The sequence below is a fragment of the Janthinobacterium sp. EB271-G4-3-2 genome (assembly GCF_020858035.1).
In the GTDB taxonomy this organism is placed as follows: Bacteria; Pseudomonadota; Gammaproteobacteria; order Burkholderiales; family Burkholderiaceae_D; genus Janthinobacterium; species Janthinobacterium aestuarii.
Genome location: NZ_JACYMG010000006.1, coordinates 1 through 26,718, shown reverse-complemented (window position 1 = coordinate 26,718; position 26,718 = coordinate 1). Strand labels below are relative to the sequence as shown.

The following is a 26,718-nucleotide window of genomic DNA, read 5'->3' as shown; positions in this document are numbered from 1 at the left end:
CCGATAGGGGAAATCAGCGCAGCGAACGGCCTTCATGGCCCCTTCGCCCAACATCCATCCGGCATGGTCCCATGCCATCCGGACGCCAGCCCGCCGCCTCACCGCGCGCGGGCTTTTTCGTTTCATCTCCCATTTTTCAGTTTCTCCCACAAGACCGCCCCGGCGGTTTTCATCCCACGAAAGGTATTACTTATGGCACTGACAGCAAACGGCATCGACAGCGTGATCGTTATCAGCAAACAAAGCGCGGAAGGCAGCAAGGCCGCCGCCGGCGGCGGCCAGATTTATCCCCGCGTGACGGCCACCTTCGACACGGAAGCGGACAAATACGCGAGCGCCGAAATCGACGCCAGCCAGCAGCAGGGCGATACCCGCCTGGGCAACTTCCGTACCACGGGCGCCATCAAGGCCGAAGCGGCGTGCGGCACGTATGCGCCGCTGATGGCCGCGCTGCTGCGCCGCGACTTCACGGCGGGCGGCGTCGCTGCCGCGCAAACGACCATCGCCGCTGCCGCTTCCGGCCTGACGCGCAGCGCCGGTTCCTGGCTGGCGGAAGGTTTCCGCGCCGGCAGCGTGGTGCGCATCACCGGCATGACGGCACCGGCCGCCGCCAACAACGCGAAGAATTTCTTCGTCACGTCGGTGACGGCGACCAACCTGAATGGCCAGTTCATGGACGGCTCGGTGATGATCGTCAAGGCGGCCGGCGACTCGGTCGGCGTGGCGGCCGTCGGCAAGCGCAGCTTCACCCCGCTGAAGGGCCATACCACGGACTGGTTTACGGCCGAAGTGCAGGACCCGAACATCGGCGTGCACCGCAGTTTCGTCGACCAGCTGGTCAGCAAGATGGACATCGCCGTGCAGCCGAACGGCATCACCAGCCTGGACTTTACCCTGATGGGCAAGTCGGAAGGCCCGACCACGGCCGTGCCGCATTTCGCCACGCCGCTGGCCGCGCCGGGCACCGGCAAATTCTCGGGCGCCACGGCGATGCTGTCCGTGAACGGCATCCCGTCGCAGATCTGCACCGGCATGTCCGTCTCGCTCGACGGCCAGGTCAAGGTCGACCCGGTGATCGGCTCGAAGTACGCCACGGCCGCCTCGCGCGGCAAGGTGATGGGCTCGGGCCAGTTCACGGTCCTGCTGCAGGACGCCACCTACCTCGACTACTTCAAGTCCGAGACGGAAATCCCGCTGGCCTACGCCATGGCGTCGGGCACGGCGCCGGCCGCCGACGTGCTGGCGCTGGCCATGGGCCGCATCAAGATCACCTCGGCCAAGATCGACGACGGCGAGAAAAACAAGATCGTCACCTGCGCCTTCGACGTCCTGCGCTACAAGGGCACCGATGCGCAGCATGAAGCGACCACCCTGACCATCCAGGACAGCGCGCTGTAAGCGGCTGACTTGCACCGGGGCCGCCGTGATGGCGGCCTTTTTTTTATATTTTTCTACTTCATCCAGAAAGCATCACACATGAACAACGCGCAAAAAATCCAGGCAGGTTTCGACATCGGCAATATCCACGCGGCGGCTACTCCCGTCACGTTCGACGTGCCCGTCATCTTCGACGCGGACGGCGAAGCGGTGGCCGGCCTGACCATCGTCGGCAAGAACAGCGAACAATACCGCGTCGCCAACAACGCCGTGCGCGCAGAAGGTTATAAAAAGTCGGCGCGCCGCAAGACGGCCATCGACGCCTCCACCGACGAAGGCGCGGAACTGCTGGTGCAAGCCATCGACGGCAACCAGAAACGCCTGGCGCTGGCCGTGGTCACGGGCTGGTACGGCTTCACCAGCAACGGCGCCCCCGTGCCGCTCGATGCTGCGCTGCTGGAAGCGGCCTTTGAAAAATACCCGACCTGGCAGGAAAAAGTGACCACGGCGCTGGAAAACGAGTCGAATTTTTTGAAACTCTGACGGCCAGCCTGCTGCGCTACGCCGGGCATCAGTTCGAGCGCGGCGCACGGGCGGCCGATGGCCATGCCAAGGGCGAGCATATCGATGCCGCCCGGCGCCATCCTCTGTACCGCGCGCCGCCCGAAGAGGCGGCGCCGCCCATGCCGTTCGAGCTGGCCCACGTGTGGGAATGGTTCGCGCAATTGAACCGCAAGCGGCAGAACGGCATGGCCGTCAACCCCATCGCCAGCACGGAAATCCTCGCCTGGCAGGCGCGCCACGGCATCGCCATCGAGCCGTTCGAGCACCAGTTGCTGGACCAGCTCGACGCGCTGTTCCTGTCGCACCAGCATGCGGCGGTCTGACCCGCATTTTCCAACCCGGCCGCCATGCGCGGCCTTTTTTATGGGCCAAACATGCCAGAGATAACGGAAATACTAATTGTTGTGAATACGGCGGAAGTGAGGGCGGGTACGCAGGCGGTAAGCGACTTGGCCGCCGCCAGCGGCGAGGCTGGGCATCAAGTCGAGGATGTGAACACCAGGATGCGCGATTCCGAGCAAGTCATGCGCGCGCAGGCCGAAGCGGTACGCGCGGCGGCAGACGCATCCAGAGTACTTGGTGATGAAAGCAGCGACGCTTCGGATGCCTTGTTCAAGGGCATGACCGCGGTCGAAGGCTTTGCCAGGGCATCGCTGAAGATCGGCGAAGGCGGCATGAACGCCGACGTCGGAAAAATCAAGGATGGCCTGGGAGAGCTGGCGAATGTATCTGGCTTGACGGAATTGGCAGTCACTCGCCTGGGCGCGGGGCCGGTGCTGGCGCTGCAAATGCTCGGGGAGGCTGCCGCATTTGCAGCGAATGCCTATGTGAAGGGACAAAAGGAGTCGGATAATTTTGCCAGGGCAATGCAACTGACAGGCAATTCGGCTGGCATCACGGAAGGGCAGTTCAATGACATGGTCAGGTCGATTGCCAATCTCGAGAACGCAGGTATGGGTGACGCGCGCGTAGCCTTGCAAACATTGCTGGAAACGGGAGAGTTTACGGGCGAGGCCTTGTTGTCGGTTGGCGCCGCCGCTGTAGCCACGGCACAGAGTACAAATAAGCCAGCAGCGGAGGTTGCCGCGAACTTTGCCACGATGGCTGGCGGTGTTGTGAACTGGGTCGATACCCATGCCGAGGTGTATCGAACACTGGATGCCAGCCAGTACCAGCATATCAAGACGCTCGAGGAGGAGGGCAAGACCCAGGAAGCGATGATTGCGACGGCGAAGCATTACAACGAGGAGCTGAAAAAACGCGGCGAAAACCTGAGCTTTGTTGGCGCTGCGATGCGGGAAATTAACACCCTCCAGTCGAATGCTAGCGATAGCGTCAATGGAATCGGACGCAGGACCACAGTGGATGACAAGATCCTTCAACATGATGAGAGCGTCGAGTTGTTAAAAGCCACAGGCCATACCAGCCTGGATACGCATGAAGGCATGGGCATAAGTGGCAAGCAATTGGAGCAGGTTCTTGAACAGATGGCAAAGGTGCGACAGGTGCTGGTGAATCAGCAAGCCCAGGAGAGAAAAGTTGCTGATGCGCAGCTTGCGACTCAAGAAAAAAATGATGCTGAAAAAGAAGCACAAAAGGGCATCGACGCGATCACTAAGATTTACGCCCAAAAAATTAGCCAGGAATCCGCAGTAATTGAGAATTACAACAAACACGTTGCCACACTAAAAGGAACGCCACTGGCGGTTCCCTTTGCTGAGCAGGAAAAGATACGTGCCAGTATTCATGCCGCATTCAAGGTTGCTTCACCTCCACCCGCCTTTGGTTCTGACGATCGCGAGGCGAAGCGTGCGGGGCAGTTGCAAGCCATTCAAGATGAATTGCGCTTGAAAACGGAGGGTTATGACCAGAGCGCCAAACTTGATGAGTTGTATCGCAAGGGTGGCACTTTAAGCGAAGAGCAGTATTTTGAAAATCGCAGAAACACCATTCGCGAGCGGGGCAAGGCAGAGGCGGATGCCTACCAGAAGCAGATCGATGTGCTGAGCGCTTTTCAGGCGAAAACGCCGCAGGCTGTTCAGGAAAACAAGAACAAGATCGCCGAAGCTGGCGCCGCCAAGTCCAGGATAGCGCCGAGGGAAAAGGCTGAATTGGCACAGGTGGATGAAATCGCGCGCCAGCAGAGTGAGGAAACGCTGAAGAAGCGTGAAGGGGATGCGAAGGCCAAAAAGGACAAGGACCGCGCCGATGCCAAGGCGGCCGACGAGCAGCAATGGAAAGAGGCTGCCGATGGCGCCAAAGCCTTGGGCGATGCGCTGGAAAAGGCCTTCGGCAAGGTGGGCGGCACGATAGGCAAGGTTACCGCAGCGCTGGTTGATCACAAGAAGGCCCAGCAGGATATTCAACGGACCCTGGCGAATGCGAAGGAGGATGCCAAGGGGGACGAACCTAAGGAAATCGCTGCGAAATCGAAAGCGCAGCTTGATTCCACGCAAGCACAGATGAAAGGTTACAGCGACATGGCCGGTGCCGCGGCCGGCTTCTTTGACGAGCAGAGTGCCGGCTACAAGGCCTTGACCACGGTTTCCCAGGTATTTCATGCTGCGGAAGTGGCCATGACCCTGGCCGAACTGGTACCCAAGGGTATCAGCGCAGTACTGAGCCAGGGATCGGGTGATCCCTATACGGCGTTTGGCCGCATGGCGGCCATGGCGGCGATCGTGGCTGGCCTGGGCGTGGCGATTGGCGGTGGAGGCGGAGGCAATGTCGACGTTGCCAAGGAACGCCAGAAGGCAAACGGCACGGGGACGGTGCTCGGTGATTCGTCCGCAAAAAGCGATTCGATCGCGCGCAGCTTGGCCATCATGGAAAAAAATTCCGGGCTGGGCCTGGCGCATACCATTTCGATGGATAACTCGCTGCGCAAGCTGGCTGCCGGTATCGGCAACCTGGCCAATTTGCTGGCACGCGAGTCAGTGGCGACGGGAGCGGGCGGAGCTGCGGCAGGCGTGCAGACCGGAACCAAGGTCCTGGGAGGCACGCTTGGCGTGCTGGCAGGCACTTCCGCTGGCGGGCTGGGCGGAGCCATGCTGGGTACCTATCTGGGCATGGGTATGGCGGCGATTGGTGGTCCCATCGGATTGGTGCTCGGCAGTGTGGTGGGAGCGGTACTGGGCAGCGTTGCTTCCAAACTGTTCAACACCTCCAAGACGGTGGTCGATCAGGGCATTACCGGCAATGCAATGAGCCTCGGCAAGATCGAGGAGATCGGCTTTACCGCCCAATCGTATGCCGATGTCAATACCAAGAAAAAAGCATTGGGTTTTACCTATAGCAATAAGAACAAGACCGAAACGGCAGCAATGTCCGATGACGTCAATAAACAGTTCACGATGATTATCGTCAGCATGGGCAATGCCATTCGTGGCGCCGCCAACGTCATGGGTGTGGCTGGGAGCGATTTCAATGCGCGGATGGACAGTTTCAAGGTCGATCTGGGTAAGATCAGTTTGAAAGGACTGTCGGCTGAGGAACAGCAGAAAACACTGGAAACGGCATTTTCTGCGCTGGGCGACAAGATGGCTGATGCTGGCGTCGCGGGTTTACGCGATTTCGCCAAGATAGGCGAAGGCGCGTTTGAAACACTGAATCGCATTGCCAATGATTTCCAGCAGGTCAGCGATGTCCTGTTTGTATTGGGAAAATCTTTCGGCGTCACGGGCATGGCAGCAGTAAAGCTGAGCGAAGACTTGATCGATACTGCCGGTGGCCTGGAAAAGCTGACAAGTGGCACCTCGTATTTTTACGAGAATTTCCTGTCTGAATCCGAAAAGATGGCGCCGATCACCAAGTCGGTAAATGACGCCATGGGAAAACTGGGCTTGGGTGGCGTGACGACGATGGATGGCTTCAAGGCTGCCGTATTGTCCGCTGCTGATGGCGTGGCCACTGGAAAAGATGGGGCAGCTGAATTGTATGTGGCCTTGTTGTCCTTGGCCGAGCCGTTCAAAAAGGCGGCCGACTATGCGGCCGACCTCAGCGCCGCCACGGGCGAGCTGGCCGTAGTGAGCAAGACGGCCAGCGACATCGCCAGCGAGCGCAAGGATATGCAGCAGCAGTTGAACGAACTGACGAAGACCGAAGCGCAGTTGCTGGCTGCCCAGCGCGCCGGCGTCGCCGATGCCAATCGTGGATTATTCGACCAGATCCAGGCCGTCAAGGCGGTAACCAGTGCGAAGGATGCGCTGGCCAAGGCCTATGAGACGGAATCGGCGGCGGCCAAGTCGGCGCTGGAGAAGTCGAAATCGTGGGTGACGACCTTGAACGGCCTGAATTCCAGCATGGCATTGGGCGCCCAGTCGACGCTGACGCCGGAGCAGAAGTACGCCGAGGCGCGCGCCCAGTTCGAGAAAACCCTGGCTGCCGCGAATGCGGGCGATACGACGGCGCAATCGGGGCTGTCGGCCGCCGAACAGGCGTTTCTGACGGCGTCGCAGGTGGTCAATGCGTCCGACGCCCGTTATGCGGCCGACTATGCCCGCGTGGTGGAAGCGAACAAGGAAGCGTTGAAATGGGCAGCGGCGCAGGTCGACGTGCAGCAGGCCAGCCTCGATGCACTCAATGCCCAGGTATCGGGCTTGATCACGATTAACGACAGCGTGCTGACGGTGGCGCAGGCCATCGCCGGCCTGCGGGCGGCGATGGGCGGTGCGGCGGATCTGGGTGTACAACTCGGTAATCCTCCCGTCATCGCCGCACTGGCCGCGATGACTTCCCCCGTTACGGCGGCCGTCTTCGATCCCGTGCGCTATTCCTCGGCCGCGAACGTCGGCTCCGACGCTCTCGTCGCCGAAATCCGCGGCCTGCGCGAGGACAACCAGGCCATGCGCGTGGAGCTGGAAGGCTTGCGCGCCGACCAGCGGGCGCAGACGGGCGCCACCATCCAGGCCACCTTTGAATCGAACGCCAACGCCGCCAGGACTGTGGTCGATGGCGTGGACAAATCGTCCCGGGTATCCGCCTGGGCCAATGCAGTGAAAGGAGAATACGCATGACCGATGCGCAATTTCAGGAATGGCTGCAAAGCCCGTCGGCCATCCGCATGGTGCTGATCGAGGCGCAAGTGAATGTGGCCGGCAGCGAGGTGACGCGGTATATCGCTTCGCGGCCCTATGTCACCGGGCCGCGCGAAGTGCCGGCCAATACCGCGTACCAGCCGCTGGCCAAGGGCGGCCTGGCCTTCACGGAACAGGTCAGCCTGTCCGGCGAGGCGGGCCTGTCGGGCGGCGATATCGAACTCGATAACGCCGATGGCGCGCTCGATGGCTGGCTGGACGATGTCTGGATGAACCGGCCGGTCAAAGCTTGGGCCGGCGACCCTTCCTGGCCGCGTGCCGACTTCCAGCTGGTCTTCGACGGCATCATCGCCGACGTGGCCAGTGCGGGGCGCGAGTCGGTCAATCTGGTCCTGCGCGACAAGCTGCAGCGCCTGAATACGCCGATCTCCGAAGCGAAGCTGGGCGGCACGACGCCGAACAAGGACGCCATCCTGCCGATACCGTTTGGCGAGTGCCACAACGTGGCGCCCTTGCTGACCAATCCCGCCACCCTGGAATATGGTTTTCTCGGCGCGGTCGAATCGACGTTCGAGGTGCGCACCAACGGCAAGCCGATTGCCGTGGCCTTGAATGACCAGGCGGGGCGCTTCAAGCTGACGACTGACCCGTTTTCCACCACGATCACGGCCAGCGTGCAGGGCGACAAGGGCGGCGGTTATGCGCCGCGCATCGCGCCGCTGGTGCGGCGCATCGCCACCGCCTACGGCAAGGCGGCCGACCGTTTTACCGTGGCGGACCTGGATATGGATAACCTGGCCGCCTTCGATGCGGCCCACCCGCAGCCGGTAGGGCTGTATGTTGCGGACCGCACGAACCAGGCGCAGGCCATCCAGCAATTGGCGGCCAGCGTGGGCGCCCAGGCGATCATGTCGCGCACCGGCCAGCTGCGCCTGGTGCAGATCGCCTTGCCTGCCGCCGGCGTGCCGCTAGCGATCGGCCCGGAGCAGATGCGCGAACGCTCCTTGCGTCCCGCGCAGCGCCTGTCCGTGACGGCCGCCGTGAAGATCGGCTTTGACCGCAATTACACGCTGCAGACGGGCCTGACGACCAGCATTCCGCCCGCGCATGCGGATTTGTATGCCACGGAATGGCTGACCGAAACGGTGGTCGATGAAACCGTGCGCGCACGCTATCGCCTGACTGACGATCCGGTGCAGATCGATACGTGCCTGAAGACGCGGGCCGATGCCCGCGCGGAAGCGCAGCGGCGCCTGGCCCTGAACAAGGTGCCGCGCACCATTTACGAATTCGATGGAGAACCCGAGATGATGATGCTGGAACTGGGACAGCCCGTACAACTGCGCGCTGAACGCTTTGGCTTGCAGGACGGTGTGCCGGGCGTGGTGGTGCTGCTGTCGCGCTTCTGGCTGACGGGCCGGGTGACGGTGGGGGTGCTGGCATGAGCGCGATTGTGGGGGAACGCGACAGGTTGATCATGAATACCGTGCCGCGCTTCGCACCGGCCAACGACCGGGTGCTGCTGCTGGCGGCGACTGCACAGGCGTTCAAGGTGGCCGCCACGACTATTGCCACTCCTGCCAGCATCGATTTCACGGCCGGCCTGGTGAATATGCAGGGCCAGGTGGCGTTCACCGCCAGCAATGCCAGCGTGCTGACGCGCGTCGGCAACGTGGCCAGCCTGGCGTATGCCGGCATGGTGGGCGACAGCGTGACGATCACGGCGACCATTGTGGCTGACGGTTTGACCTACACGGCCAGCCAGACGGTGAGCAAGATTTTCGACGGCGTGACAGGCAACTCTTCACGCGTCGCCTACAGCAAGACGGGCCTGTCGTCGCTGGGCACCACGCCGGCGACGCTCAGCACGCAGGGCGATGCATCTTTCCCGCCAATTGACACCTGGGGCGCCGGCACGGTATGGGAGGGTTCGCCGCCGCTGTTTGGCGCAGGTGAATCGTTGTACCGGTCCGATGGTATTTTCAATCCGGCCAGCGGCACGACCAAGTGGGCGGCGCCGTATCTGAATGCGCTAAAAGTGGGCAGTCTGGAGGCTGTCAATACGAAAACGGGAAATTTGCTTGTAACCGGCACTATCAGTGACGCGGTCGGGAACTGGTCCGTCAACGCAGCAGGCCAGGCCGTGATGAAAGCGGTCACGATATATGGCGCGAATGACAGCGTCATTCTTGCCGCAGGCGCCAGCGGCATCGACTACAGCAAGGTAATTGGTGCCAAGCCGCCGGCGAATGCGACGGCAGGTGCAACTTTTGGCGTCAATATCGGCGGGCAGATGAGCCAAGCCACCATCGGCACGTACATCCAGGGTGCAGCCATCGATTTGGCGCTGATCAACACTGCCAGCATCAAATCCTTGTCCGCCATGTCGGCCGTCATCGGTACCTTGCGTACGGCCACCGTGGGTGCCCGTACGGAAATCTGGGACAACGTGATCAAGGTGTATGACGGCAACAACATGTTGCGCGTACAAATAGGAGACCTGACACGATGAGCATGGGTATTACGACCTATAAAGCCAATGGCACGCCCATGATTACCCCCGACGGTGCAGGCGGCATCTATGTGGAAACGTGGCGACAAGGCCCCGAGCAACCTGCGGTGCGCGTGTATTCCGGATTGCGTGGCATGTCCTTGCGGGTGTTTCAAGTAATGGGAGGTGTACTTGCCTGGGTGGTCGGCCAGGATGGCCATGGCAACCCCACGATTACCTTCTCGTTTGAATACAAGGACGCCCATGGCGGCGATCTGATCTTGCTGGTATTCGCATCATGACGAACGGCATACTGTTTAATACGGAAAAAGGGAGCCGGGTCATCGATGAAGAATTCATGGTCCCGGAGTTTATTGGCAAGGTAGCCTTGAATCCCGCGCCGTATATTTCCGGCCTGTTTACCAGCGGGAATGTCGGCATAAAACCTTACTATACCAATTCCCATCAAGTCATCTCGCTGCCCGATTCGGGCGGCCGCGCCGTCATGACGTTCTGGCGTTATCCGGATGCCAATGGGGAGGATATCTGGTTTTATCCCACCTTGTCCGTGGACACACCAGGCAACGGCAGCATGCCTGGCATGAATATCTACCGGCGCAGCGCAAGCGTGCTGCCCACCTTGCCAATTGGCTATTGCTTTGCCATCGGACGTGCCATTGCCTCGCCCAATACCTTTGGCATGCGTTCGTGGGATGCCGCGGGAAAGCTGATATTCGATAGCGGCAATTTGTCTCTGAAGATAGAGTCATTCTTGTCCATATCCTTTGGCTATCAAGTAAGCGATTACGTTATTCCCGCCATATCCAATGCCGCTATTTTGCTGCCTGATACCTACCAACTCAGCGATGTGTCGGTGGGCGATGCGCCGGGATATCCCGGCTCGGGCAATTCCCAGTTTTACGAGAGCCGGGGCGGGGTGCGCAGAAATGGGGCCACTTTTTCCACCGGCATGGCCAATGTGGCTGCCTACTATTTCAAGGGCGCCGAATATGACCGGGATAGCAGCTCGCATTCGGGAAATGCTTCAGATCTGAGCATGCCCATCATTAATGCATCTCTTTACGACTAGGAAAACTGATGATACTCAAAAACTTCACCACGCCAAATGGCGTGGCGGTCGGCGTTCATATGCTCAAGCGAATCGAAATCAATGCGCCATTCGATACTGCGCAGCTTTCCGTGCATAGCTACGCCAGCGAAGTGGCTTATCTGGCCGGTTCCGGCCTGGCCTGGAATACCCCGCTGCAGATGCCATTATTGCAATTGCAAGGAGAGCTGGGCAGCATTGCCGAGCGGTGGCTGATCACTGACGCGGCCAGTCCGTTTGCCGGCGGCAGCATTGTCGCGGACCGCAGCAGCACGCTCGATACGGCCCGGACCCGCGCATGGGCGCGCATCAAGCAGGCGCGCGCGCTTGCCGAGACTGCGGATTTCGCGTGGGACGGCGCCCTGTACCAAGCAGACAAGGACCGCATCACTGGCGCCACGCAGCAGGCCCTGCTGGCGCAAGCTTCCGGCCAGCCGTACGGCATCGACTGGACCTTGTCGGATAACACACAGGTGACGCTCGATGCGGCCGGCATGGTCGCCGTGGGTGCCGCGCTGGGGGCCCACGTTGCCAAGGCGTTCGCTATTGCCCTTCAGTTGCGTAGGCAGATCGCTGCCGCCACTTCCTTCGACGCGCTTGAGGCCATCGTTTGGCCAGTGCAGGGTGCACATGAGTAACTTGCGCATCATTTACGACAACGCCGCCGACCGCGCAGTGTTGTCGGCGTCGAGCCAGGCTGGCGGGCTTGGGCCTGCCAATTTGCAGCGCGAAGGAAAGTCTGCGGTGCTGCGTTCAATTGGTACGGTACAGAGCATCGTAGCGACCTGGCCTGCACCGGAAATTGTCGGTGGCGTGGCCCTGCCGTTTTGCAACCTGACCCCAGCGGCAAGCATCCGCGTGCGCGGCTACGTCGAGCCTGGCGACGCTGCGCCTGCATTCGATACCGGCGTCTTGCCGGCGTGCGAGTATGCGCGGCTGGGCATGTGGGATTGGGGGGCATTGCCGCTGGGCTTGAATGCCTACAGTTATGGCGGCGGTACCTACGCCCGTTGCTGGTTCCAGATGCGCAGCATCAGAAAACTGGTGATCGACCTGTCCGATCCCGACAATCCTGCCGGCTACATCGAGGCCGCGCGCCTGGTCGCTGGCCCTTACTGGAGTCCTGAGCAGAACGCCTCGTATGGCGCCGGTATCACGCCAATCGATACCAGCAGCCAGTACCGCAATGGCGCCGGCGAACAGAAAGTGGAGCGTGGCGTGATGTACCGCAAGCTGTCGCTCGCGCTCGATCACATGACGCCGTTGGACCGTGCCGAACTGTGGCGCATCGTACGCGGCAACGGCCTATCGCGGCCGCTGTTCGTCAGCCTGTACCCGGAATGCGATGACGTTGAGCTGGAGCAGGTACACCAGGTGTATGGCCGTCTGGCCAACTTGGCGGCCATTACCACGCCATCTTTCCAGGCTTATGCCACCAACATTGAAATCGAGGAACTGTAATGAGTGATGCTTTTTATTATGGACAGCGAGACACGCTTTATCAACTGAACCGGCTGGCACTGGCACAGGATGTCGTCGACATACCTGCAAATTCGGCTGCCGCCGCCGCCAGCGCCGCCGCCGCCGCTGCCTCTGCGACGTCAGCGGCCGAGGGCGGGCACATTGCCACTGTCTCGGCAGCCGCCAGCGCGGCCTCGTTCAAATTGCTCGACGCGCGCTATCTTGGCGCCAAGGCGCAGCCGCCAGACGTTGACAATAATGGAGGTGCGTTGCTGGCCGGCGCGACCTACTGGGACACCGTGCTGAACGGCGGCTGCCTGCGCGTATTTCAGGCTGGCGCCTGGGTGACAATTCCGACGAACGTGGCGTCGCAGATAAGCAGCACGCCGGTGGGCGGGATCGTTGCGGCAAATGTGCAGGCGGCACTGGCCGAGTTGGATACCAAAAAAGCGGTACGCGCGACGACGCTGGCCGGCTATGGCATTACTGACGCCCTGCCGGGCTCATATGTGCCGACCTGGGGCAGCATTACTGGTAAACCACAGTTTGCGGCGGTGGCCACGTCAGGCAGCAAGGCCGATGTTGGCCTGGGTAGCGTGGATAACACCAGTGATGCGAGCAAACCAGTAAGCATCCTCCAACAAGCTGCGCTTAACTTAAAAGCACCACTGGATAGTGCTGATCTTACTGGTACTCCACTTTCGACTAAACCCGAAAAGTTTAACAATTCTCGACGTATTGCCACGGTGGATTTCGTTAATAATGCAGGCTTGCATTATCAAGTTGGCCAAGGTATCGGCTTGGCCGCAGGTGCGAATGCATTCACAAAAGAACAGCTTGGCCATTGGTTGCAATTCAACTCCCCAAATTCGACACTTGCCGTAGGGCCATCGACTTATGAATATATGGGCTCTTCATTCACCGTAAGGGCGCCATTTGGAGGAACCGTAAATTTTGCGGCGCCTGGCGTAGTTCTCGCCAACACTGCGAACTTGGCGACCACATACGTGATGCGGCCAGGCGAAGTCACCACGTTCACGAGTAACGGCGTGTCCGGCTGGTATGTCACTGCAGACAGCATTGCTCCGTCCGTTCTAGATGCCACTTACGCGGCGATAAATGGGGATGCAGCGCAGGACTTTAAAGTGGCCAGCATAAACGGTTCGTTCCTCGGCGGCATGCAGAATCGCATCATCAACGGCGATATGCGTATTAATCAGCGTGGTGTACCTAATTCGGGAACATATCTCATTGGTTATGGTTTGGATCGTTGGAACTATGATGCATCCTATAATGGCAAGGCAGCTTATGGCCCTAATTTTTATAACGTGGCTACTCGCGCCCCCGGCTTTCCTAATTACCTTGGCTTGGGGGCTCAAGGAGCTTATAACGCTGCTGCTGGCGAAGCGTACCTGTTGCAGCAGGTAATCGAGGGTAATCATTTGGCCGACCTGCAATATGGTACAGCCAGTGCAAAAACTTGCACGTTGTCCGCTTGGGTTTACTCGAACATCGCTGGCTCACATTCGGGCGCTTTATACAACATTTTGGCAAACAAAAGCTTTGTGTTTTCTTTCTCGATTCCCGTAGCGAACACATGGACGAAAATCGCTGTTTCTATCCCCGGTGACGTTGCAAGTGAAATGAACACGAATAATATGCAAGGTCTGCACCTGCGCTTTAACTTGGGTTCGGGGGCTAACTTTGTACGTCCAGTAACAGGTGCTTGGATTTCTGGCAACATGACTGGCGTAGCCGGCGCTGTCAACATGTTAGCTAATAATGGTAACTTCCTAATCACAGGCGTGCAGTTTGAAGTAGGTACAGCAACGCCATTCTCGCGTCGATCTATGTCGGAAGAGCTGATCATGTGCCAGCGCTATTTTGAGGCTGGGGATCCCCCGTTTTCTTTCATGAACGCTACAGGGATGAACACGACCGTCGCGTACGGGCACATAATTTATAAAGGTACTAAGCGTGCCACTGCTACAGTTATGGCTAATAATTGGAAGTATTTCTCAGGAGGGGTTGATACTGCTTTTGCCCCATCAATTATCGCGCAAACTACTTCAGGTTTTATGTTCGCAGGTAATGGGTTAGTTAATTGGGCTGGCTGGGCTTCTGGCGGTGGTTGGATGGTCAGCGCTGAACTTTAGCACCTACCCCAAGGTAAATGTAACGCTGTCACTGAAATTTAATATTTGGAGAATGCATGTACACCATCGCAGAAGAGGAAAACATAATCATACGTGAATCGGACGGGGCATTCATACCGATGGATTACCAGAACCTCGATTACATTAAATATATGGAGTGGCTTGCGGACGGGGGCGTGCCGAAACTGGTTGAATCCTCATTACATGACGCAGTGCCTGCGGGCGAACGGACGACCTAAATTCCTTCATTTCCTGTGCCTCACCAACAAACCCGCTTCGGCGGGTTTTTTCATTTCCACCACCTGAAAGGCAATCATGGCCCTCGAAACCACCGCCGCCGGCGGCGCATTGATCAAACTGTTTGGCGTGCCCGTGCTGGCCGGCGCCGCCGCCACGTCGCTGGGCTTCATGTTCATGTGGCCCCAATCCACCAAGGAGGCATTTATTCGTTTTTGTTCCAGCATCATCATTTCCACCTTTCTCGGCCCCGTGCTCGTGGCCGCCGTACTGTCGTGGTGGCCCAGCCTGTTCGACAGCGCGAAGACCGTGGCGGGCCTGTATGGCGGCGACCCGTCCACAGGTTTTTTGTTCATCGCCGCGCCGGTGATGGTGGCAGCCGGCTTGCCCGCCTGGTGGCTGCTGGGCGCTTGCGTGCGCTGGTTCGACAAGCGGCGCGGCAAGGATATCGGCGAACTGGCGGCCGATGCGGCCGCTGCCGTCAAGGATGTGCGGGGTATGCTGTGACAGGCGCCCAATTGATGCATATCATGCCGCTGGCCGGTCGCCGCGCTACGCTGTTCCTCGCGCCCTTGAATGCGGCGATGGCCGAGTTCAGCATCGATACGCCGCTGCGTCGGGCGTCGTTCCTGGCGCAGGTGGGCCACGAATCGGGCCAACTGCGCTATGTGCGCGAGCTGGCCAGCGGCGCGGCGTATGAAGGACGGGCGGACTTGGGCAATGTGATCGCCGGCGATGGCGTGCGCTTCAAGGGGCGCGGCTTGCTGCAGGTGACGGGGCGCGCCAATTATGCGGCGTGCGGCGTGGCGCTGGGCCTGGATTTGCTGGCATCGCCGCAACTGCTGGAGCAAACGATTTTCGCGTGCCGCTCGGCGGGCTGGTTCTGGCAATCGCGTGGCTTGAACCGTCTGGCCGACGCAGGCGACCAGGAACGTGTGACGCGCCGCATCAACGGCGGCGTGAACGGCCTGGCCGAGCGTCTGGCCTTGTACCAGGCAGCGCGCAAGGTGCTGGCATGAAACCGTCGTTAAGTATCGCGGCCATGCTGGTGTTGTTGGGGGCAGCCGTGTTTTGCGCCCAGCGCTGGGGCCGCGAAGCGGGCCGTTCCGCGTGCGCGGCGCAAGTGCTGGAGGTGCAAGCCGTGTTGCAGCGCCAGGCCCAGGCCCTCGATACTATGCGGGAGGAGGGCGCGCGCCGGTCGGCGAAGGTACGGCAGGCGCTGGCCACGGCGCAGGCCGGACAAGCAGATGCGCAAGCGGCGGCTGCCCGCATCCTGGCGCTGCAGCCCGAAGGCGACGCCTGCCGTGCTGCCGAGGCGCTGATCGCCAGCGAAATGCCATGAGGCCGCCAGGCGAACGTGCCGGAAGGCATGCAGGCGGCCTCGCCAGCAGGCTAGCCACTTTTTTGCTGGCTGGCTTGTTGGCCGGCTGCGCGGCTTGGGCGCCGGCATCGAAGGTGGAAGCTTGGCCCGTGAGCGCGCCGTGCGTAGCCCCGCGCCCCGCCGCGCCCGTCTTGCCGGCGGTGCCGTCGCACGGCATCTTTGAGCAAGTGCAAGCCTTGCTGGCGCGCGAGCAATTGCGTGCCGCCCATGTGCGCCAGCTGGAAGCGCTGCTCGATGCCTGCTCCGGCGGCTAAGAGCCTATTCCAGCAGGGAGCGTCTTCTGTTGGCAGCGCATCAGGAGCGCGGACAAGGCGTGAGGAGGACGCGTGGCGAGCCACGCGACGACGATCAACGCAGTCCCCGCTGCTGAGGGGCGCCAGCAGGGGATGCATTCATCTACTGAGATAGGCGCCAAGCACCAGTTACCAGCGGCCTGCCAGCGCTAGCGCCTTTGCCGCCTTCTGGTGCAGGCGGGGCGCGGCATGCGAGAAAACGGTGCATCCACCGTCTCATTAGCCGATCTCTTCTGATTTCCGGCACAATTCCTGTATACAATCTACCTGGCACGAAGCGTGCATGGCTACCTTGGTCGTCCCATTCCAAGGAGCTTCGCATGCATCATCTGCCGCCAGTGTGTTCCTGTCGTCCCGTTTCTGTCTTGCTTTTCCCTTTCACCTGCGCCCATCCGGGCCACGGTAACCCAGGAAATGGAGCGTAAATGGCCTCTCCCCGCTTGAAATCCATCCACCGCGGCACTGCCGGCACCGTGCCTGCCGCGCCGTTCCCCGTCGATGAAATCCTGCCCGCCGGCAAGCTGTTCACCCTGGGCCTGCAGCACGTGCTCGTCATGTATGCGGGCGCCATCGCCGTGCCGCTGATCGTCGGCCGTGCCCTCAAGCTGCCGCCCGAGCAGGTGGCGGCGCTGATCAGTGCCGACCTGTTCTGCTGCGGCCTCGTGACCCTGATTCAGTCCCTGGGAATCGGCAAGCATTTCGGCATCCGCCTGCCCGTCATGATGGGCGTGACCTTTGCCGCCGTCAGTCCCATGCTGGCCATGGCGAACAATCCGGCCCTGGGCATCACCGGCATCTTTGGCGCCGTGATCGGCGCCGGTGTCGTTTCCATGCTGATTGCTCCCTTCATCAGCCGATTGCTGGCCCTGTTCCCGCCCGTGGTCACGGGCAGCATCATCGCCGTGATCGGCGTGTCGCTGATGCGCGTGGGCGTGAACTGGGCCATGGGCGGGCCGCCCGCCATGGCGCAGATCGCCGATCCCGCTTTCGTCAAGGTGGCCGCGGCCGCCACGGCGGCCGGCTTGCCCGCGCCGGCCGGCCCAGTGCCCATGATCGCCAACCCCGGCTATGGCGCGCTGGACAACATGGGCATCGCCTTCTTCGTGCTGGCCGTCATCTTGTTGGTGGCCAAGTATGGCCGCGGTTTCCTGTCGAATATCGCCGTATTGATTGGCATCATTGCGGGCACGGCGCTGTCGTTTGCGTTGGGCAAGGCCGATTTCGCCAAGGTGGCCAGCGCCAAGGCTTTTGCCGTCGTCACGCCGTTCCAGTTCGGCATGCCGACTTTCGATGTGGTTGCCATCGTCACCATGAGCCTGGTGATGATCGTCGTCATGATCGAGTCCCTGGGCATGTTTTTGGCACTGGGAGAGATGACGGGCAAGCGCATCGAGCAGGCCGACATCAGCCGCGGCTTGCGCGTCGATGGCCTGGGCACTTTGCTCGGCGGCATCTTCAATACCTTCCCGTACACCTCGTTCTCGCAAAACGTGGGCCTGGTGGGCGTGACGGGCGTGCGCAGCCGCTGGGTCTGCGTGGCGGCCGGCGTCATCCTGCTCGTCATGGGCGTGATCCCGAAGATCGCGCAGACGGCCGAAGCTGTGCCGGCGTTCGTGCTGGGCGGGGCAGGGCTGGTGATGTTCGGCATGGTCGCCGCCACGGGCATTCGCATCCTGGCCGGCGTCGACTACAAGAGCAACCGCAACAACCTGTTCATCGTGGCCCTGGCTATCGGCTTCGGCATGCTGCCGCTGGTGGCCGAGCAATACGCGCAGCACATGCCGAAAGCCCTGTCGCCGCTGCTGCACAGCGGCATCCTGCTGGCCGCCATCGTCGCCGTGCTGCTCAATCTGTTCTTCAACGGCTTGGCATCGCAGGAAAAGGCGCAGGAGCAGGCGCGCGAGAACAGTCATGGCAGCGATTGAAGAACTGCCCCACGGCTGGTCAGCCAGGCGGCAGGACCCTGAGCACCACGCAATTGCGCCCCGCATCCTTGGCCTGGTACAGCGCGGCATCGGCCAGGCGCAGCAGGGCGTCCGGATCGGCGGCGCCCGGTGGTGGCTGGACCGCGATGCCGACGCTGATCGTCACCTGCTGCGCCTGCGTACTCGCGTGGACGATGCCCAGAGCCTCGATGGCGCGCCGCAGCGATTCGCCGACCTGCTGCGCATCGTCCGCGCCGGTATTTGGCAGCACGATTGAAAACTCTTCGCCGCCGTAGCGCGCCGTCAGGTCACCCGCGCGCCAGCGCATGTGCGACCCGGATCAGGCATGCATCCCCGGCCAGATGGCCGTGACGGTCGTTGAATAGCTTGAAGTAGTCGACATCGAGCATGATGACGGCAAGCGGCTGGCCGACGCGCGTGGCACGCGCGCATTCGGCGCGCAGCACGTCGTCGAAATGGCGCCGGTTCGACAGGCCCGTCAGGCCATCGGTGATGGACAGGGTTGCCAGCTTGCGGTTGGCGTCTTCCAGCTGTTCCGTGCGCTCGGCAACGCGGCGTTCGAGACTGTCATGCAGTCTGGCGCTGGAGATCGAGATCATGGCCTGTGCGCCGAGCATGCGCAGGAACGCCACGCGTTCTTCCGTGAACGAGGCTTCGGCCAGCCGGTTCTCGAAGTACAGGATGCCGCCAATCTGGCCGCCGTGCCGTATCGGCAGGCACATGACGGCGCGCGGCAGGTGCACCTGCACGTACGGGTCGGCGGCAAAGCGCGAAGCGCTCGTGATGCAGTCTTCGATCACTTCGGCACCGGTGCGCACGACGTAGCGCAGCAGCGACAGCGGGAACTGCGGATCGCTGGCGGCGTTCAGGTCGAGCTGGCGCGATTGCAGGACGGTGGTGCCGTCGCCATCGATATTGGCCTCCAGCTGGTAGCTGCCTCCGGATAGCAGCAGCAGGCGCGCCACCTGCGCACCAGCGTTTTCGCACACGATGGCAATGAGGCGCGTCAGCACATTGCGCAGGCCCACTTCGTTCGACAGGATCTGCGACGCTTTCAGCAGCGATATCAGGTCGAGCGCGGAACTGCCTTGCGTGTGGGAGACGGAATGCCGTTGCGTGCCGCGGCCGTCCATCCTGGACAGCAGGGCAAGATGGCGCTCTCGCAGCTGCGTCACTTTGCCCTGCGCGCCCCACCGGTCGTAATGTGCGATGGCGTCCTGGATGAAGACGCCGGCCACGCGCGCATGTCCCTGGTCGAACCAGCATTCGCCGCACAGCTCATTGCCCAGCGCCTGCATGTTGACGTAGCCGGCCAGGCCGGCCGCGTCGATCGCCTGCTGGTAATAACGTGTGGCCAGTTGCAGCTCTTCCCGGTAGCGCGCCATCTCGGCCAGCACCAGCAGATGTTTGGCGTCGCTGTTGTCCGAGCCCTACCTGGCCCACTCGGCGAGGCTTGCCTGCAGCGTGCCGATCACGGTCAGCACATCGCCCGCATCGGGGCGCGCAGGATCGCGCCGCAAGGCGCGGATCAGGATCAGCACGGCGTAAAAGCTGCAATCGACGACCTTCGCCTGGCCGCGCATGATCTGGGTGACGTTGCCGAGCTGGCCCGCCAGCAGCTCGGCGTCGGCGCCGTCGAACAGGTAGGCGTTGCGTATCTTCCCCTGCAAGAAGTAGGCGCGGTACAGCTGCGAGCCGCCATACTGATCGAGGAAGCGCGCCTCGCTGAAGGCCCGGTCGTCGTAGCTATCGTGGCGGGGCAGGAGGCCCATCAGGCATTTGATCGGCTGGACCGCGGCGGCGACGCAGCAATCGGCCATCGCCTGCTGGCCGTTGGCGCGCATCAGCGCCAGGTCGTGCTCGATGTCGTGTATCAGGTGCGGCAGGTAGTCGCCGAGGATGAGTCGGTCCGTGGCGCGCACGGCCGCCACCACGCCGACCTGCACGAAATCGGCGATTTCCAGCGCCCAGCCAAACGCTTCTTCGTACAGGGCGTCGGAGCTGCGCAGCGGCTGCGTCCAGTGGTTGCTGAGCGCGCCGAACATCAGGCCCGTCAGCGTGCGCGTCTGCAGGTTGGCACGGCGCCTGGCCAGCGCCATCGCCATCGCGCCGAAGGCGTAGCCGCGCGCGGTGTCGCCGCTGTACAGCGCAACCATCATCGCGTAGCCGACATAGGCGACGGCGCTGAAATCGCTGTTCCCCCGCTGCATGGACAGGCGCGTCATCGACACCACCATCAACGCGCTGAGATCCTGCTGGCCGGCGTAATAGCTGGCCATCCACAGGCCTTGCATCATCTGCATCGCGGCCACCGCGTCCGGCTCGCACATGTCATCTGCCGCCAGCAATGTGTCGGGCGCATGCGCGCCAGGCTGCCGCCCGATGTCGGCGAGGATATCGGCGAAGCGCGTCTTCATCTGCGCCACATCGTGCGGAATGTCGGTATGCAGTAGCGCCAGACCGTCGCGCTGTACGGCGATGGCGTCGAGCAGGCGGCCCTGCAATTGATACTGGTGCGCCTGGATGGCAAGGCAGCGCAGCTGCTGCAAGGGGCTCAAGGTACGGGCGCGCACCAGCGGGTAGATCGCTTCGGCGGCGTCGAACTGGCCGCACAGATAGGCCGCTTCGGCCGCGCCCAGCTGCAGGTCGAGCCAGAGGTCGGCGTGCCCGCTCCATGCCTGCGCCGGCAGCAGGTCGAGACCTGTGCGCATGTGCTCCAGGGTGGACTGGAACGCGGCGGAACGCCGTGCCTTGACGCCGGCTTGCAGATTGAGCGCCGCCAGCTGTACGCGCTCGCCCGCATCGTTGATCAGCGCACGGCCGGCGTTGAGCTGCTCGACGATCTCGAACAGTGCCTCGTCCCGATGCTTCGGCGTCGCATGCCGCAGCAGCAGGCGGCCGATGAGAAGATGGTTGGCCGCGCGCGCATCGTCGTCGGCGATCAGGTAGGCGGCCTGCTGCACACGGTCGTGCAGGAAGCGGTAACTGACGCCGCTGTTGGCGGTTTCGGTGTCGCCATCGATGTATTTATAGCGTTCGTCGAGCGGCTGGATCAAGCCTGCCCTGAGCGCCGGCCACAGATCTTGCTGCGTTTTGCGGGGCGCGCGGTCCACGGTCAGCGCGAGCGTATCGAGCGCGAAGCGGTTGCCGCAGGAGGCGGCCAGTTGCAGCAGATGCTGCGTCACCGTGGGCAGGCGGCGGATTTTTTCCAGCAGCACCTCGACCACGTTGTCGGTATATTTGGCCTGTTCTATCGCGGGCAAGTCCCAGTCCCAGCAATCGCCCTCGGCCCGGTAGCGCAGATGGCCCGCTTCATTGAGCGTCGCGAGAAACTGGTTGAGGAAAAACGGATTGCCGGCCGTCTTGCGGTAGCAAATGCTGGTCAGCGGCGCGCAGTCGGGGGCCGTCACGCGCACGGTGGCCGAGACCATTTGCGCCACCTGTGGCTCGGTCAGTGCACCCAGTGACAGCGTGGACAGACGTACGTCACGAGCGAGCAGCTTGTCGCGCAGCGCGATCAGCGGATGCGCGGCGCTCACTTCGTTGTCGCGGTACGCGCCGATGACCAGCATGCAGCTCTTGTCGCAGGAGACCATGAGCAGTTCGATCATCCGCAAGGTGGCCGCATCGGCCCATTGCAGGTCGTCGAGGAACAGCACCAGCGGGTGCCCGGCGCAGGCGAATACTTCGACGAAGCGGGGGAAGAGGCGGTCCAGGCGCAGCTGGGCCTGTGCCGGCGCCGACGCGGGCATCGGGTCAGTGGGGCCGACGATCAGCGCCAGTTGGGGAATCAGCTCGACCAGCATGCCGATGCCGCTACCCAGCGCCGTGTGCAGTTTGACCGACCACTGGCGCAGCGTTTTCTCGGGCTGGCCGAGCAACCGGCGCACCAGCCCCTGGAAGGCCTGGATCAGCGAGGCATACGGCACGTCGCGCTGGAGCTGGTCAAATTTCCCGCTCAGGAAGCACCCGCGCTGCGCGATGATGGGCTTTTGCACTTCGTTGACGACGGCCGACTTGCCGATGCCAGAATGGCCGGCCACCAGCAGTATCTCGCACTTGCCCGCGGCGCTGCGTTCAAACGCCGCCAGCAGCTCGGCGATGGCATCCTCGCGCCCATGCAGCGTTTGCGGCACGAGGAAGCGGCCGTTGTGGTCGGACAGCTTGAGCGCCTGTGCCGGCTTTTGCGCGCGGCATGCTTCGAGGTCGCTGCGCAAGCCCTGCAAGCTCTGGTAGCGCTGATCGGCATTTTTTTCCAGCAGCCGCTGGATGATCGCCAGCAGCTGGCCAGGCAAGCTGGCCAGCGCCGGGTGCGACCAGTCGGGACTGCGCGCAATGTGGCAGTGCACGAGTTCCATCTCGTCGCCCGTCTCGAATGGCGCCTGGCCGGCCAGCAGTTCGTAGAAGGTGGCGCCGAGCGCATAGAAATCGGCGCGCCAATCGACCCGCCGGTTCATGCGCCCCGTCTGTTCCGGCGCCATGTAGCGCAGCGTGCCTTCCAGCGTCTGCAGATTGGCGATGCCGTGGCTTTCATACGGCAGTTCACAGGCGATGCCGAAATCGATCAGCTGCAGCCGCCGCCGTTCGCCATTCCACACCAGATTGGAGGGATTGATGTCCTTGTGGATCACGCCATGCGTATGGACCTCTTCCAGCGCCGCGCACAGTTGCAGCGCGACGTCGAAAAAGTCGTCCAGCGCCAGTGCGGGCTGCGACGGCGTCCTGCGCGCCGCCACCTGCGCGTGCAAGACCTGGTCGAGCGCCTGGCCGCCGGTATCTTCGAGGAGCATCGTCCAGCACCCGCCGTGCAGCTGCAGCGCCAGTGGATGCGCCACCCCAGGATGGCGGCAGCGGCGCGCGATCGCATACTCGCGCTTGAACTGCGCCAGTTGCTGGAAAGAGGGGAACGGCTGATTGGGCTTCTTGACGATCAGCGCGGTGCCATCCGCGGCCCTGGCGCGGTAAACCCGTGAGCGGGCACCGCTGTGCAGCTGTTTGATGATCTCATGAACGAAAAGGGAGCGCATGGGCTGGGCTTAGCAGTACACAGACGGTCGCGGGAGCCTGAAGGCGCACATTTCGGAATGTTACTTGATTGTAAGTATTATATCAGCAGGGAACCGTGGGGGAGGGAGCGGCCTGATGAGGGGTGTTGTAAAAATGCCAGTGGGCAGGCGAGTGCGGGGCAGGAATTCATTGCGGTCGCGGCAAAGCAGAAGTGGCGGAGGTTCGGAGGTGTTTTATACGGAGGAGTGACAAGTGGATGCTGCACGCCGACCAGCTGCTGAGGTGGTTCCAGGCGGCGCGGGGCAAAAGCAGTAGCGCCATCCACAGTGGTGGGCTGCTTGACGACCAGGTTTTTTCACGACGATGCCAAGTCACAGCTACAGATGATTCTTGGTGCTTTCGACGTAACTTTGTTGGCCGTGCTGTTGGCGCATGGCGCCGCCCGTTCAGGCATTCTATGGTGAGTGTTGGCCCAAGTTTAACTCGCGTCTTGGGCTCTTTGACCTCGGCAATGATGCTTAGGCGAATCAGGTTTTGCATCGAGCTGTGGAGCTCGGATAGCTAGTATACACGCAGTGCATGTTGCCGAAATCCGCGTGCGGATGCACGCAGATGCAGATTGTTATGCCGCCTTGTAACTTTTTGGTGGGTGAATAAATTTACTTGAATTTGATTCAACTTCGTTTAGTAATTCTAGAGATTTTTTCATAAATGGAAGTAGGGTCGTAGACATGTTGTATTTCCCTAAATACATTGCCGTGGCCTCTGTAAAGTAAAAAATACTTGTTAGTACCATAATCAAAGAGAATATGTACTTTTCTCTTTCTATAACGCCATCTAAACCTTCGATGAGAACGATTCTTCCCATGAGACTGTTCAGAATGTCTTCAGGGTCATTGTGAGACTGTGAACACAGCGCCGCATAGACAGTTCTGTAACCAACTTCTTTTCCGATTTTTGCGAATCGATCAAAAGTGTTTGGCCAAGATCCAGCATGCTTATCATAGTCGATATTTATCGTTCCCAACGACCCTCGAAGAACCTCTTCATATGTATCTAAACTCTCTTCTTTTTTTGAAATAAGCTTGCGATGGTATTCTTTTCCTTCCTCAGAATAGTCTGATTTTTCTACACTCTTTAGCCAAGCAGAATTTTGTGTCCTTTCGGTATTTATATAGGTTCTGAAGTAGGCAAGAATATTTCCAACTTCGTCACCTAAGCTGGCGTAGTGTAAATTCACAGAAGACTCTACAGATGTTCTGCAAAGTGCTTCAGCTGAACCGATATGGCCAATAAGAAAAGTTGCGAGCGCTCCGCCAGCGAATTCATGACATTTCTTGTACATGTCGTGAAGAGTTGACCATACTGGTTCGTGTTGAAGACGTTCAAAATTTTCTTGAGCCAGCCGTTCAACTTCGTCGTCAGTCAGTATGATTAGTTCTATTGCATCTACTAAATATGGATTTAGTTCCATTTCGGTGGAAATCCCACGATTGATGAAAAATCGCTTTACCGTTTTGTTCATTATTTTCCAATAGTTATATTTTAACTTATAAAGTTTATCTGTTTTTCACGTGACGGAGTAGGACGTCACGCATAAGTGTTTGATCACCGTTGTTCACGCCTCGTAAAAATATCCGGGTACTTGTAGAGTGCCCCTTTTTGCTCAGGCGCTCTTGCTGCCCAAACTGATATACCCGTGCAACGCGCGCCACCCAGTCAAAGAATTTGACTTCCATCTGGTCACGGGTCACCTCACTTTCAAATGTTTGGCGGTGCGGCTATTGACGACATCGCAGCCTTCTGCCGCTTGATGAGCCTATTCTTTCCTTTCAACTCCTTGTGCCGCTTGCGCGTAGGGTCGGCCGCGCCTTCCGGCCCCTGCTGCGCAGGTCGGTGGCCACCTTGTGATTGATGGCGTGGTGCTGGGCCGGCGGCGTCGGCCCAGGCTTCCCGCGCGTGCAGGTCTTCGCTGATGGCATCGCCTCGGTATGGGCCATTCGGCCACCTGGGTGTCGTCGGCGTACAGCTTCCAGAACTCGTTCGCGTAGGCCGGCATGTGCTGTATCTGGGCCAAGTGCTGGATGTCCAGGCGTTCGGCATCGTGACGGCCACGCGCTCGGCGTAAATCTGGCGTAATCGCCAATGCTTTTTGTCGGGGTTAATCGTGATTAGGGGAATGGCGGGGCGTAAAAAAGCCACTAACCCTTGGGAGTTAATGGCTTTTCTGATGTTTCTGAATTTTGTGCGCTGGTCGGAGCCGGAATCGAAAACCACTCTGTTAACTCAGCCAATATCCAAAAATACCATCATAAATACCATCATTGGAGAAAAAGTTCTTCGTTACCATTCCACTTGGAGCGGTTGCTGGTGACTTCAGACAAATAGTCTAGTACAAAAAACGTCAAATGCTAGTACTCACGATGAAGTTTTTTTGACTTTGTATTTTCGTCCCAGAAAACATCGGCAGAGAGGGAATACTTTCTTGAAAAGCATGGCCGAAACTACTGCGATTTTTTGAGGTGGCTGCTTCTGTATTGCGGTGTCCGCTTACGCCCCAAACCGGACGATCACTGCTGCCCAACTGATTTCAGCTACGCAAGTCGTCCGATCTGAACTTATTGAAAAGTGACTCGTACCGCCAGCCATCCGCAGCAACAACGGTGCAATCGGTGGCAGCAACGTTGCGATGAAAAACCGCGATGGGATCCGAAATCTCTTGCATAGCCAGGACCTTCATCAAATGCGTCCTTGCACTGCTGGCGACTTCTTCTTCTGCATATCTTCCGTTTACAAGTTCAGCTGTTCTTCGCATCTCTGCTAGGTCGCCACCGCCCGAAAAATGGAGCAAGTCTTGCCAGTAAGGTACTGCTACGACGATGGCGAGCCATTCACTGAGGTTGGAAGCGACCTTACCCGCCTGGCCTTCGGACGTTACATAGAGTATGGGCATTTGGTCGAAGTCGCCGTCGCCGTACGCGAGAAATGCGCCGCCCGTGCTTTCGCCTGCGATCACAAGGAACCTGTGTTCCGGAGTGATTCTTATCCACGAATAGTCCCGGGAAGCGCGGTCGATATCGAAATCATAGGCCTGTGCAAGGTCGTCAACAACTGCGCGAAAACTTTGTAAATCCGTAAGCTTGATCATTAGTTGAGAGTCATTTCGCTCTAGGTGCTGGCTGCATTTAAAGGTCCGTTTGTGGCCGAATCCAGCCAATCGTCCACGAACTATATCGGGTCTAAGTCCTTGGGAAATTGGCCGGCGCGCTGCCACTGCTCTTGATCGAGGTCTTCCGTCAAGTCACGCAGATGCCAAGCCCTGTTCAAGTGAGCAAACACATGGCCGAGGTCAATGCGAAGATTTACCTCATCGTAGTCAGCCTCGCTACTCATCTCCGATATGAGCGTGGTCAAGTGTTCATGCGCATCTTCAAGCTCGTACATCAGTGTGGCCCATGCTGACGGAGCGTTTTCTTTACTAATCATAGGACAACCTTAAACTACACTTCAATAACGTCGTGAACTTCCGCTTATGGCCGAAGTCGGCCACGTTACTCTGCCAACCCCAAATCAACGTTGTTGGGTGTAGTGGTCAACCCATCCCGGACACTACGTTAAGTTTTTCTTCGGTGACGGCCGGCGCCAATCCCTCATTGAATTG

Annotated in this window: 21 protein-coding genes and 1 pseudogene; 17 read left to right on the top strand and 5 right to left on the bottom strand. The window is 60.2% G+C overall.

The genetic code is table 11. From position 1 onward, the window contains the following. Positions 1–192 precede the first annotated feature (192 nt). The 17 genes from IGS55_RS14095 to IGS55_RS14015 all read left to right on the top strand — a co-directional run bounded on the left by IGS55_RS14095 (position 193) and on the right by IGS55_RS14015 (position 18,029). Complete coding sequence (locus IGS55_RS14095; RefSeq protein ID WP_230516177.1) at positions 193–1,398, top strand: phage tail tube protein; 1,206 nt, start codon at positions 193–195, stop codon at positions 1,396–1,398. Positions 1,399–1,476: 78 nt separating this feature from the next. Beyond that, positions 1,477–1,920 carry a hypothetical protein gene (locus tag IGS55_RS14090; RefSeq protein WP_230516176.1) on the top strand — a complete coding sequence of 148 codons (444 nt, stop codon included), beginning with the start codon at positions 1,477–1,479 and terminating at the stop codon, positions 1,918–1,920. After that, positions 1,854–2,264 (top strand): phage tail assembly chaperone, encoded by a 411-nt coding sequence (locus tag IGS55_RS28035; RefSeq protein ID WP_442908167.1) that lies wholly within the window; start codon positions 1,854–1,856, stop codon positions 2,262–2,264. Before IGS55_RS14090 ends, IGS55_RS28035 begins: the two co-directional genes overlap by 67 nt. Before the next feature lie 51 nt (positions 2,265–2,315). Beyond that, a complete protein-coding gene (locus IGS55_RS14080) occupies positions 2,316–6,956 on the top strand; it encodes a phage tail length tape measure family protein (RefSeq protein ID WP_230516174.1) in 4,641 nt (1,546 codons plus the stop codon). Continuing rightward, positions 6,953–8,422 (top strand): hypothetical protein, encoded by a 1,470-nt coding sequence (locus IGS55_RS14075; RefSeq protein WP_230516173.1) that lies wholly within the window; start codon positions 6,953–6,955, stop codon positions 8,420–8,422. The genes IGS55_RS14080 and IGS55_RS14075 overlap by 4 nt, the downstream gene beginning before the upstream one ends. Beyond that, entirely contained in the window at positions 8,419–9,489 is a 1,071-nt protein-coding gene (locus tag IGS55_RS14070) for a hypothetical protein (protein WP_230516172.1), read from the top strand. The genes IGS55_RS14075 and IGS55_RS14070 overlap by 4 nt, the downstream gene beginning before the upstream one ends. Beyond that, positions 9,486–9,770, top strand: a complete 285-nt coding sequence (locus tag IGS55_RS14065) for a hypothetical protein (RefSeq protein ID WP_230516171.1) — start codon at positions 9,486–9,488, stop codon at positions 9,768–9,770. Before IGS55_RS14070 ends, IGS55_RS14065 begins: the two co-directional genes overlap by 4 nt. Next, the gene (locus IGS55_RS14060; RefSeq protein ID WP_230516170.1) at positions 9,767–10,558 is read left to right on the top strand and encodes a hypothetical protein; all 792 of its coding nucleotides are present in this window, start codon (positions 9,767–9,769) and stop codon (positions 10,556–10,558) included. Before IGS55_RS14065 ends, IGS55_RS14060 begins: the two co-directional genes overlap by 4 nt. Positions 10,559–10,566: 8 nt before the next feature. After that, positions 10,567–11,214: a DUF4376 domain-containing protein gene (locus IGS55_RS14055; RefSeq protein ID WP_230516169.1), complete on the top strand. Its 648-nt coding sequence runs from the start codon at positions 10,567–10,569 to the stop codon at positions 11,212–11,214. Between the two features lie 106 nt (positions 11,215–11,320). Then, positions 11,321–12,037, top strand: coding sequence for a hypothetical protein (locus tag IGS55_RS14050; RefSeq protein WP_230516168.1), 717 nt, complete (start codon positions 11,321–11,323; stop codon positions 12,035–12,037). Beyond that, positions 12,037–14,193, top strand: a complete 2,157-nt coding sequence (locus tag IGS55_RS14045) for a hypothetical protein (protein WP_230516167.1) — start codon at positions 12,037–12,039, stop codon at positions 14,191–14,193. The genes IGS55_RS14050 and IGS55_RS14045 overlap by 1 nt, the downstream gene beginning before the upstream one ends. A 56-nt stretch (positions 14,194–14,249) precedes the next feature. Then, a complete protein-coding gene (locus tag IGS55_RS14040) occupies positions 14,250–14,432 on the top strand; it encodes a hypothetical protein (RefSeq protein ID WP_230516166.1) in 183 nt (60 codons plus the stop codon). A gap of 76 nt (positions 14,433–14,508) precedes the next feature. After that, the gene (locus IGS55_RS14035) at positions 14,509–14,937 is read left to right on the top strand and encodes a hypothetical protein (protein WP_230516165.1); all 429 of its coding nucleotides are present in this window, start codon (positions 14,509–14,511) and stop codon (positions 14,935–14,937) included. Positions 14,938–14,951: 14 nt separating this feature from the next. Continuing rightward, complete coding sequence (locus IGS55_RS14030; protein WP_230516164.1) at positions 14,952–15,449, top strand: glycoside hydrolase family 19 protein; 498 nt, start codon at positions 14,952–14,954, stop codon at positions 15,447–15,449. After that, positions 15,446–15,772 (top strand): hypothetical protein, encoded by a 327-nt coding sequence (locus IGS55_RS14025; RefSeq protein WP_230516163.1) that lies wholly within the window; start codon positions 15,446–15,448, stop codon positions 15,770–15,772. Before IGS55_RS14030 ends, IGS55_RS14025 begins: the two co-directional genes overlap by 4 nt. A 128-nt stretch (positions 15,773–15,900) precedes the next feature. Continuing rightward, positions 15,901–16,065 (top strand): hypothetical protein, encoded by a 165-nt coding sequence (locus tag IGS55_RS14020; RefSeq protein WP_230516162.1) that lies wholly within the window; start codon positions 15,901–15,903, stop codon positions 16,063–16,065. A 464-nt stretch (positions 16,066–16,529) separates the two neighbouring features. Beyond that, positions 16,530–18,029 (top strand): nucleobase:cation symporter-2 family protein, encoded by a 1,500-nt coding sequence (locus tag IGS55_RS14015; protein WP_230516161.1) that lies wholly within the window; start codon positions 16,530–16,532, stop codon positions 18,027–18,029. Between the two features lie 19 nt (positions 18,030–18,048). Here the strand turns inward: IGS55_RS14015 and IGS55_RS28030 are convergent. From IGS55_RS28030 to IGS55_RS13985, 5 genes and pseudogenes are all read right to left on the bottom strand, one after another. Next, positions 18,049–19,183 (bottom strand): annotated as a pseudogene (locus tag IGS55_RS28030) (diguanylate cyclase domain-containing protein). 297 nt (positions 19,184–19,480) lie between these two features. Then, the gene (locus IGS55_RS14000) at positions 19,481–23,077 is read right to left on the bottom strand and encodes an ATP-binding protein (protein WP_230516158.1); all 3,597 of its coding nucleotides are present in this window, start codon (positions 23,075–23,077) and stop codon (positions 19,481–19,483) included. A 602-nt stretch (positions 23,078–23,679) separates the two neighbouring features. Then, positions 23,680–24,582 (bottom strand): DUF5677 domain-containing protein, encoded by a 903-nt coding sequence (locus IGS55_RS13995; RefSeq protein ID WP_230516157.1) that lies wholly within the window; start codon positions 24,580–24,582, stop codon positions 23,680–23,682. Positions 24,583–25,647: 1,065 nt separating this feature from the next. After that, on the bottom strand, positions 25,648–26,205 hold the full coding sequence (locus IGS55_RS13990; protein WP_230516156.1) for a hypothetical protein: 558 nt from the start codon (positions 26,203–26,205) through the stop codon (positions 25,648–25,650). Positions 26,206–26,285: 80 nt separating this feature from the next. Continuing rightward, positions 26,286–26,543 carry a hypothetical protein gene (locus IGS55_RS13985; RefSeq protein ID WP_230516155.1) on the bottom strand — a complete coding sequence of 86 codons (258 nt, stop codon included), beginning with the start codon at positions 26,541–26,543 and terminating at the stop codon, positions 26,286–26,288. Positions 26,544–26,718: the final 175 nt, after the last annotated feature.

Coding starts and splice junctions, on each gene's coding strand:
- IGS55_RS14080 (WP_230516174.1), top strand. CDS start 2,316: ATGCCAGAGATAACGGAAATACTAATTGTTGTGAATACGGCGGAAGTG.
- IGS55_RS14065 (WP_230516171.1), top strand. CDS start 9,486: ATGAGCATGGGTATTACGACCTATAAAGCCAATGGCACGCCCATGATT.
- IGS55_RS14025 (WP_230516163.1), top strand. CDS start 15,446: ATGAAACCGTCGTTAAGTATCGCGGCCATGCTGGTGTTGTTGGGGGCA.
- IGS55_RS13985 (WP_230516155.1), bottom strand. CDS start 26,543: ATGATTAGTAAAGAAAACGCTCCGTCAGCATGGGCCACACTGATGTAC.
- IGS55_RS14070 (WP_230516172.1), top strand. CDS start 8,419: ATGAGCGCGATTGTGGGGGAACGCGACAGGTTGATCATGAATACCGTG.
- IGS55_RS13995 (WP_230516157.1), bottom strand. CDS start 24,582: ATGAACAAAACGGTAAAGCGATTTTTCATCAATCGTGGGATTTCCACC.
- IGS55_RS14055 (WP_230516169.1), top strand. CDS start 10,567: ATGATACTCAAAAACTTCACCACGCCAAATGGCGTGGCGGTCGGCGTT.
- IGS55_RS14000 (WP_230516158.1), bottom strand. CDS start 23,077: ATGCGCTCCCTTTTCGTTCATGAGATCATCAAACAGCTGCACAGCGGT.
- IGS55_RS14060 (WP_230516170.1), top strand. CDS start 9,767: ATGACGAACGGCATACTGTTTAATACGGAAAAAGGGAGCCGGGTCATC.
- IGS55_RS14095 (WP_230516177.1), top strand. CDS start 193: ATGGCACTGACAGCAAACGGCATCGACAGCGTGATCGTTATCAGCAAA.
- IGS55_RS14040 (WP_230516166.1), top strand. CDS start 14,250: ATGTACACCATCGCAGAAGAGGAAAACATAATCATACGTGAATCGGAC.
- IGS55_RS14045 (WP_230516167.1), top strand. CDS start 12,037: ATGAGTGATGCTTTTTATTATGGACAGCGAGACACGCTTTATCAACTG.
- IGS55_RS13990 (WP_230516156.1), bottom strand. CDS start 26,205: ATGATCAAGCTTACGGATTTACAAAGTTTTCGCGCAGTTGTTGACGAC.
- IGS55_RS14075 (WP_230516173.1), top strand. CDS start 6,953: ATGACCGATGCGCAATTTCAGGAATGGCTGCAAAGCCCGTCGGCCATC.
- IGS55_RS14030 (WP_230516164.1), top strand. CDS start 14,952: ATGCATATCATGCCGCTGGCCGGTCGCCGCGCTACGCTGTTCCTCGCG.
- IGS55_RS14090 (WP_230516176.1), top strand. CDS start 1,477: ATGAACAACGCGCAAAAAATCCAGGCAGGTTTCGACATCGGCAATATC.
- IGS55_RS14035 (WP_230516165.1), top strand. CDS start 14,509: ATGGCCCTCGAAACCACCGCCGCCGGCGGCGCATTGATCAAACTGTTT.
- IGS55_RS14015 (WP_230516161.1), top strand. CDS start 16,530: ATGGCCTCTCCCCGCTTGAAATCCATCCACCGCGGCACTGCCGGCACC.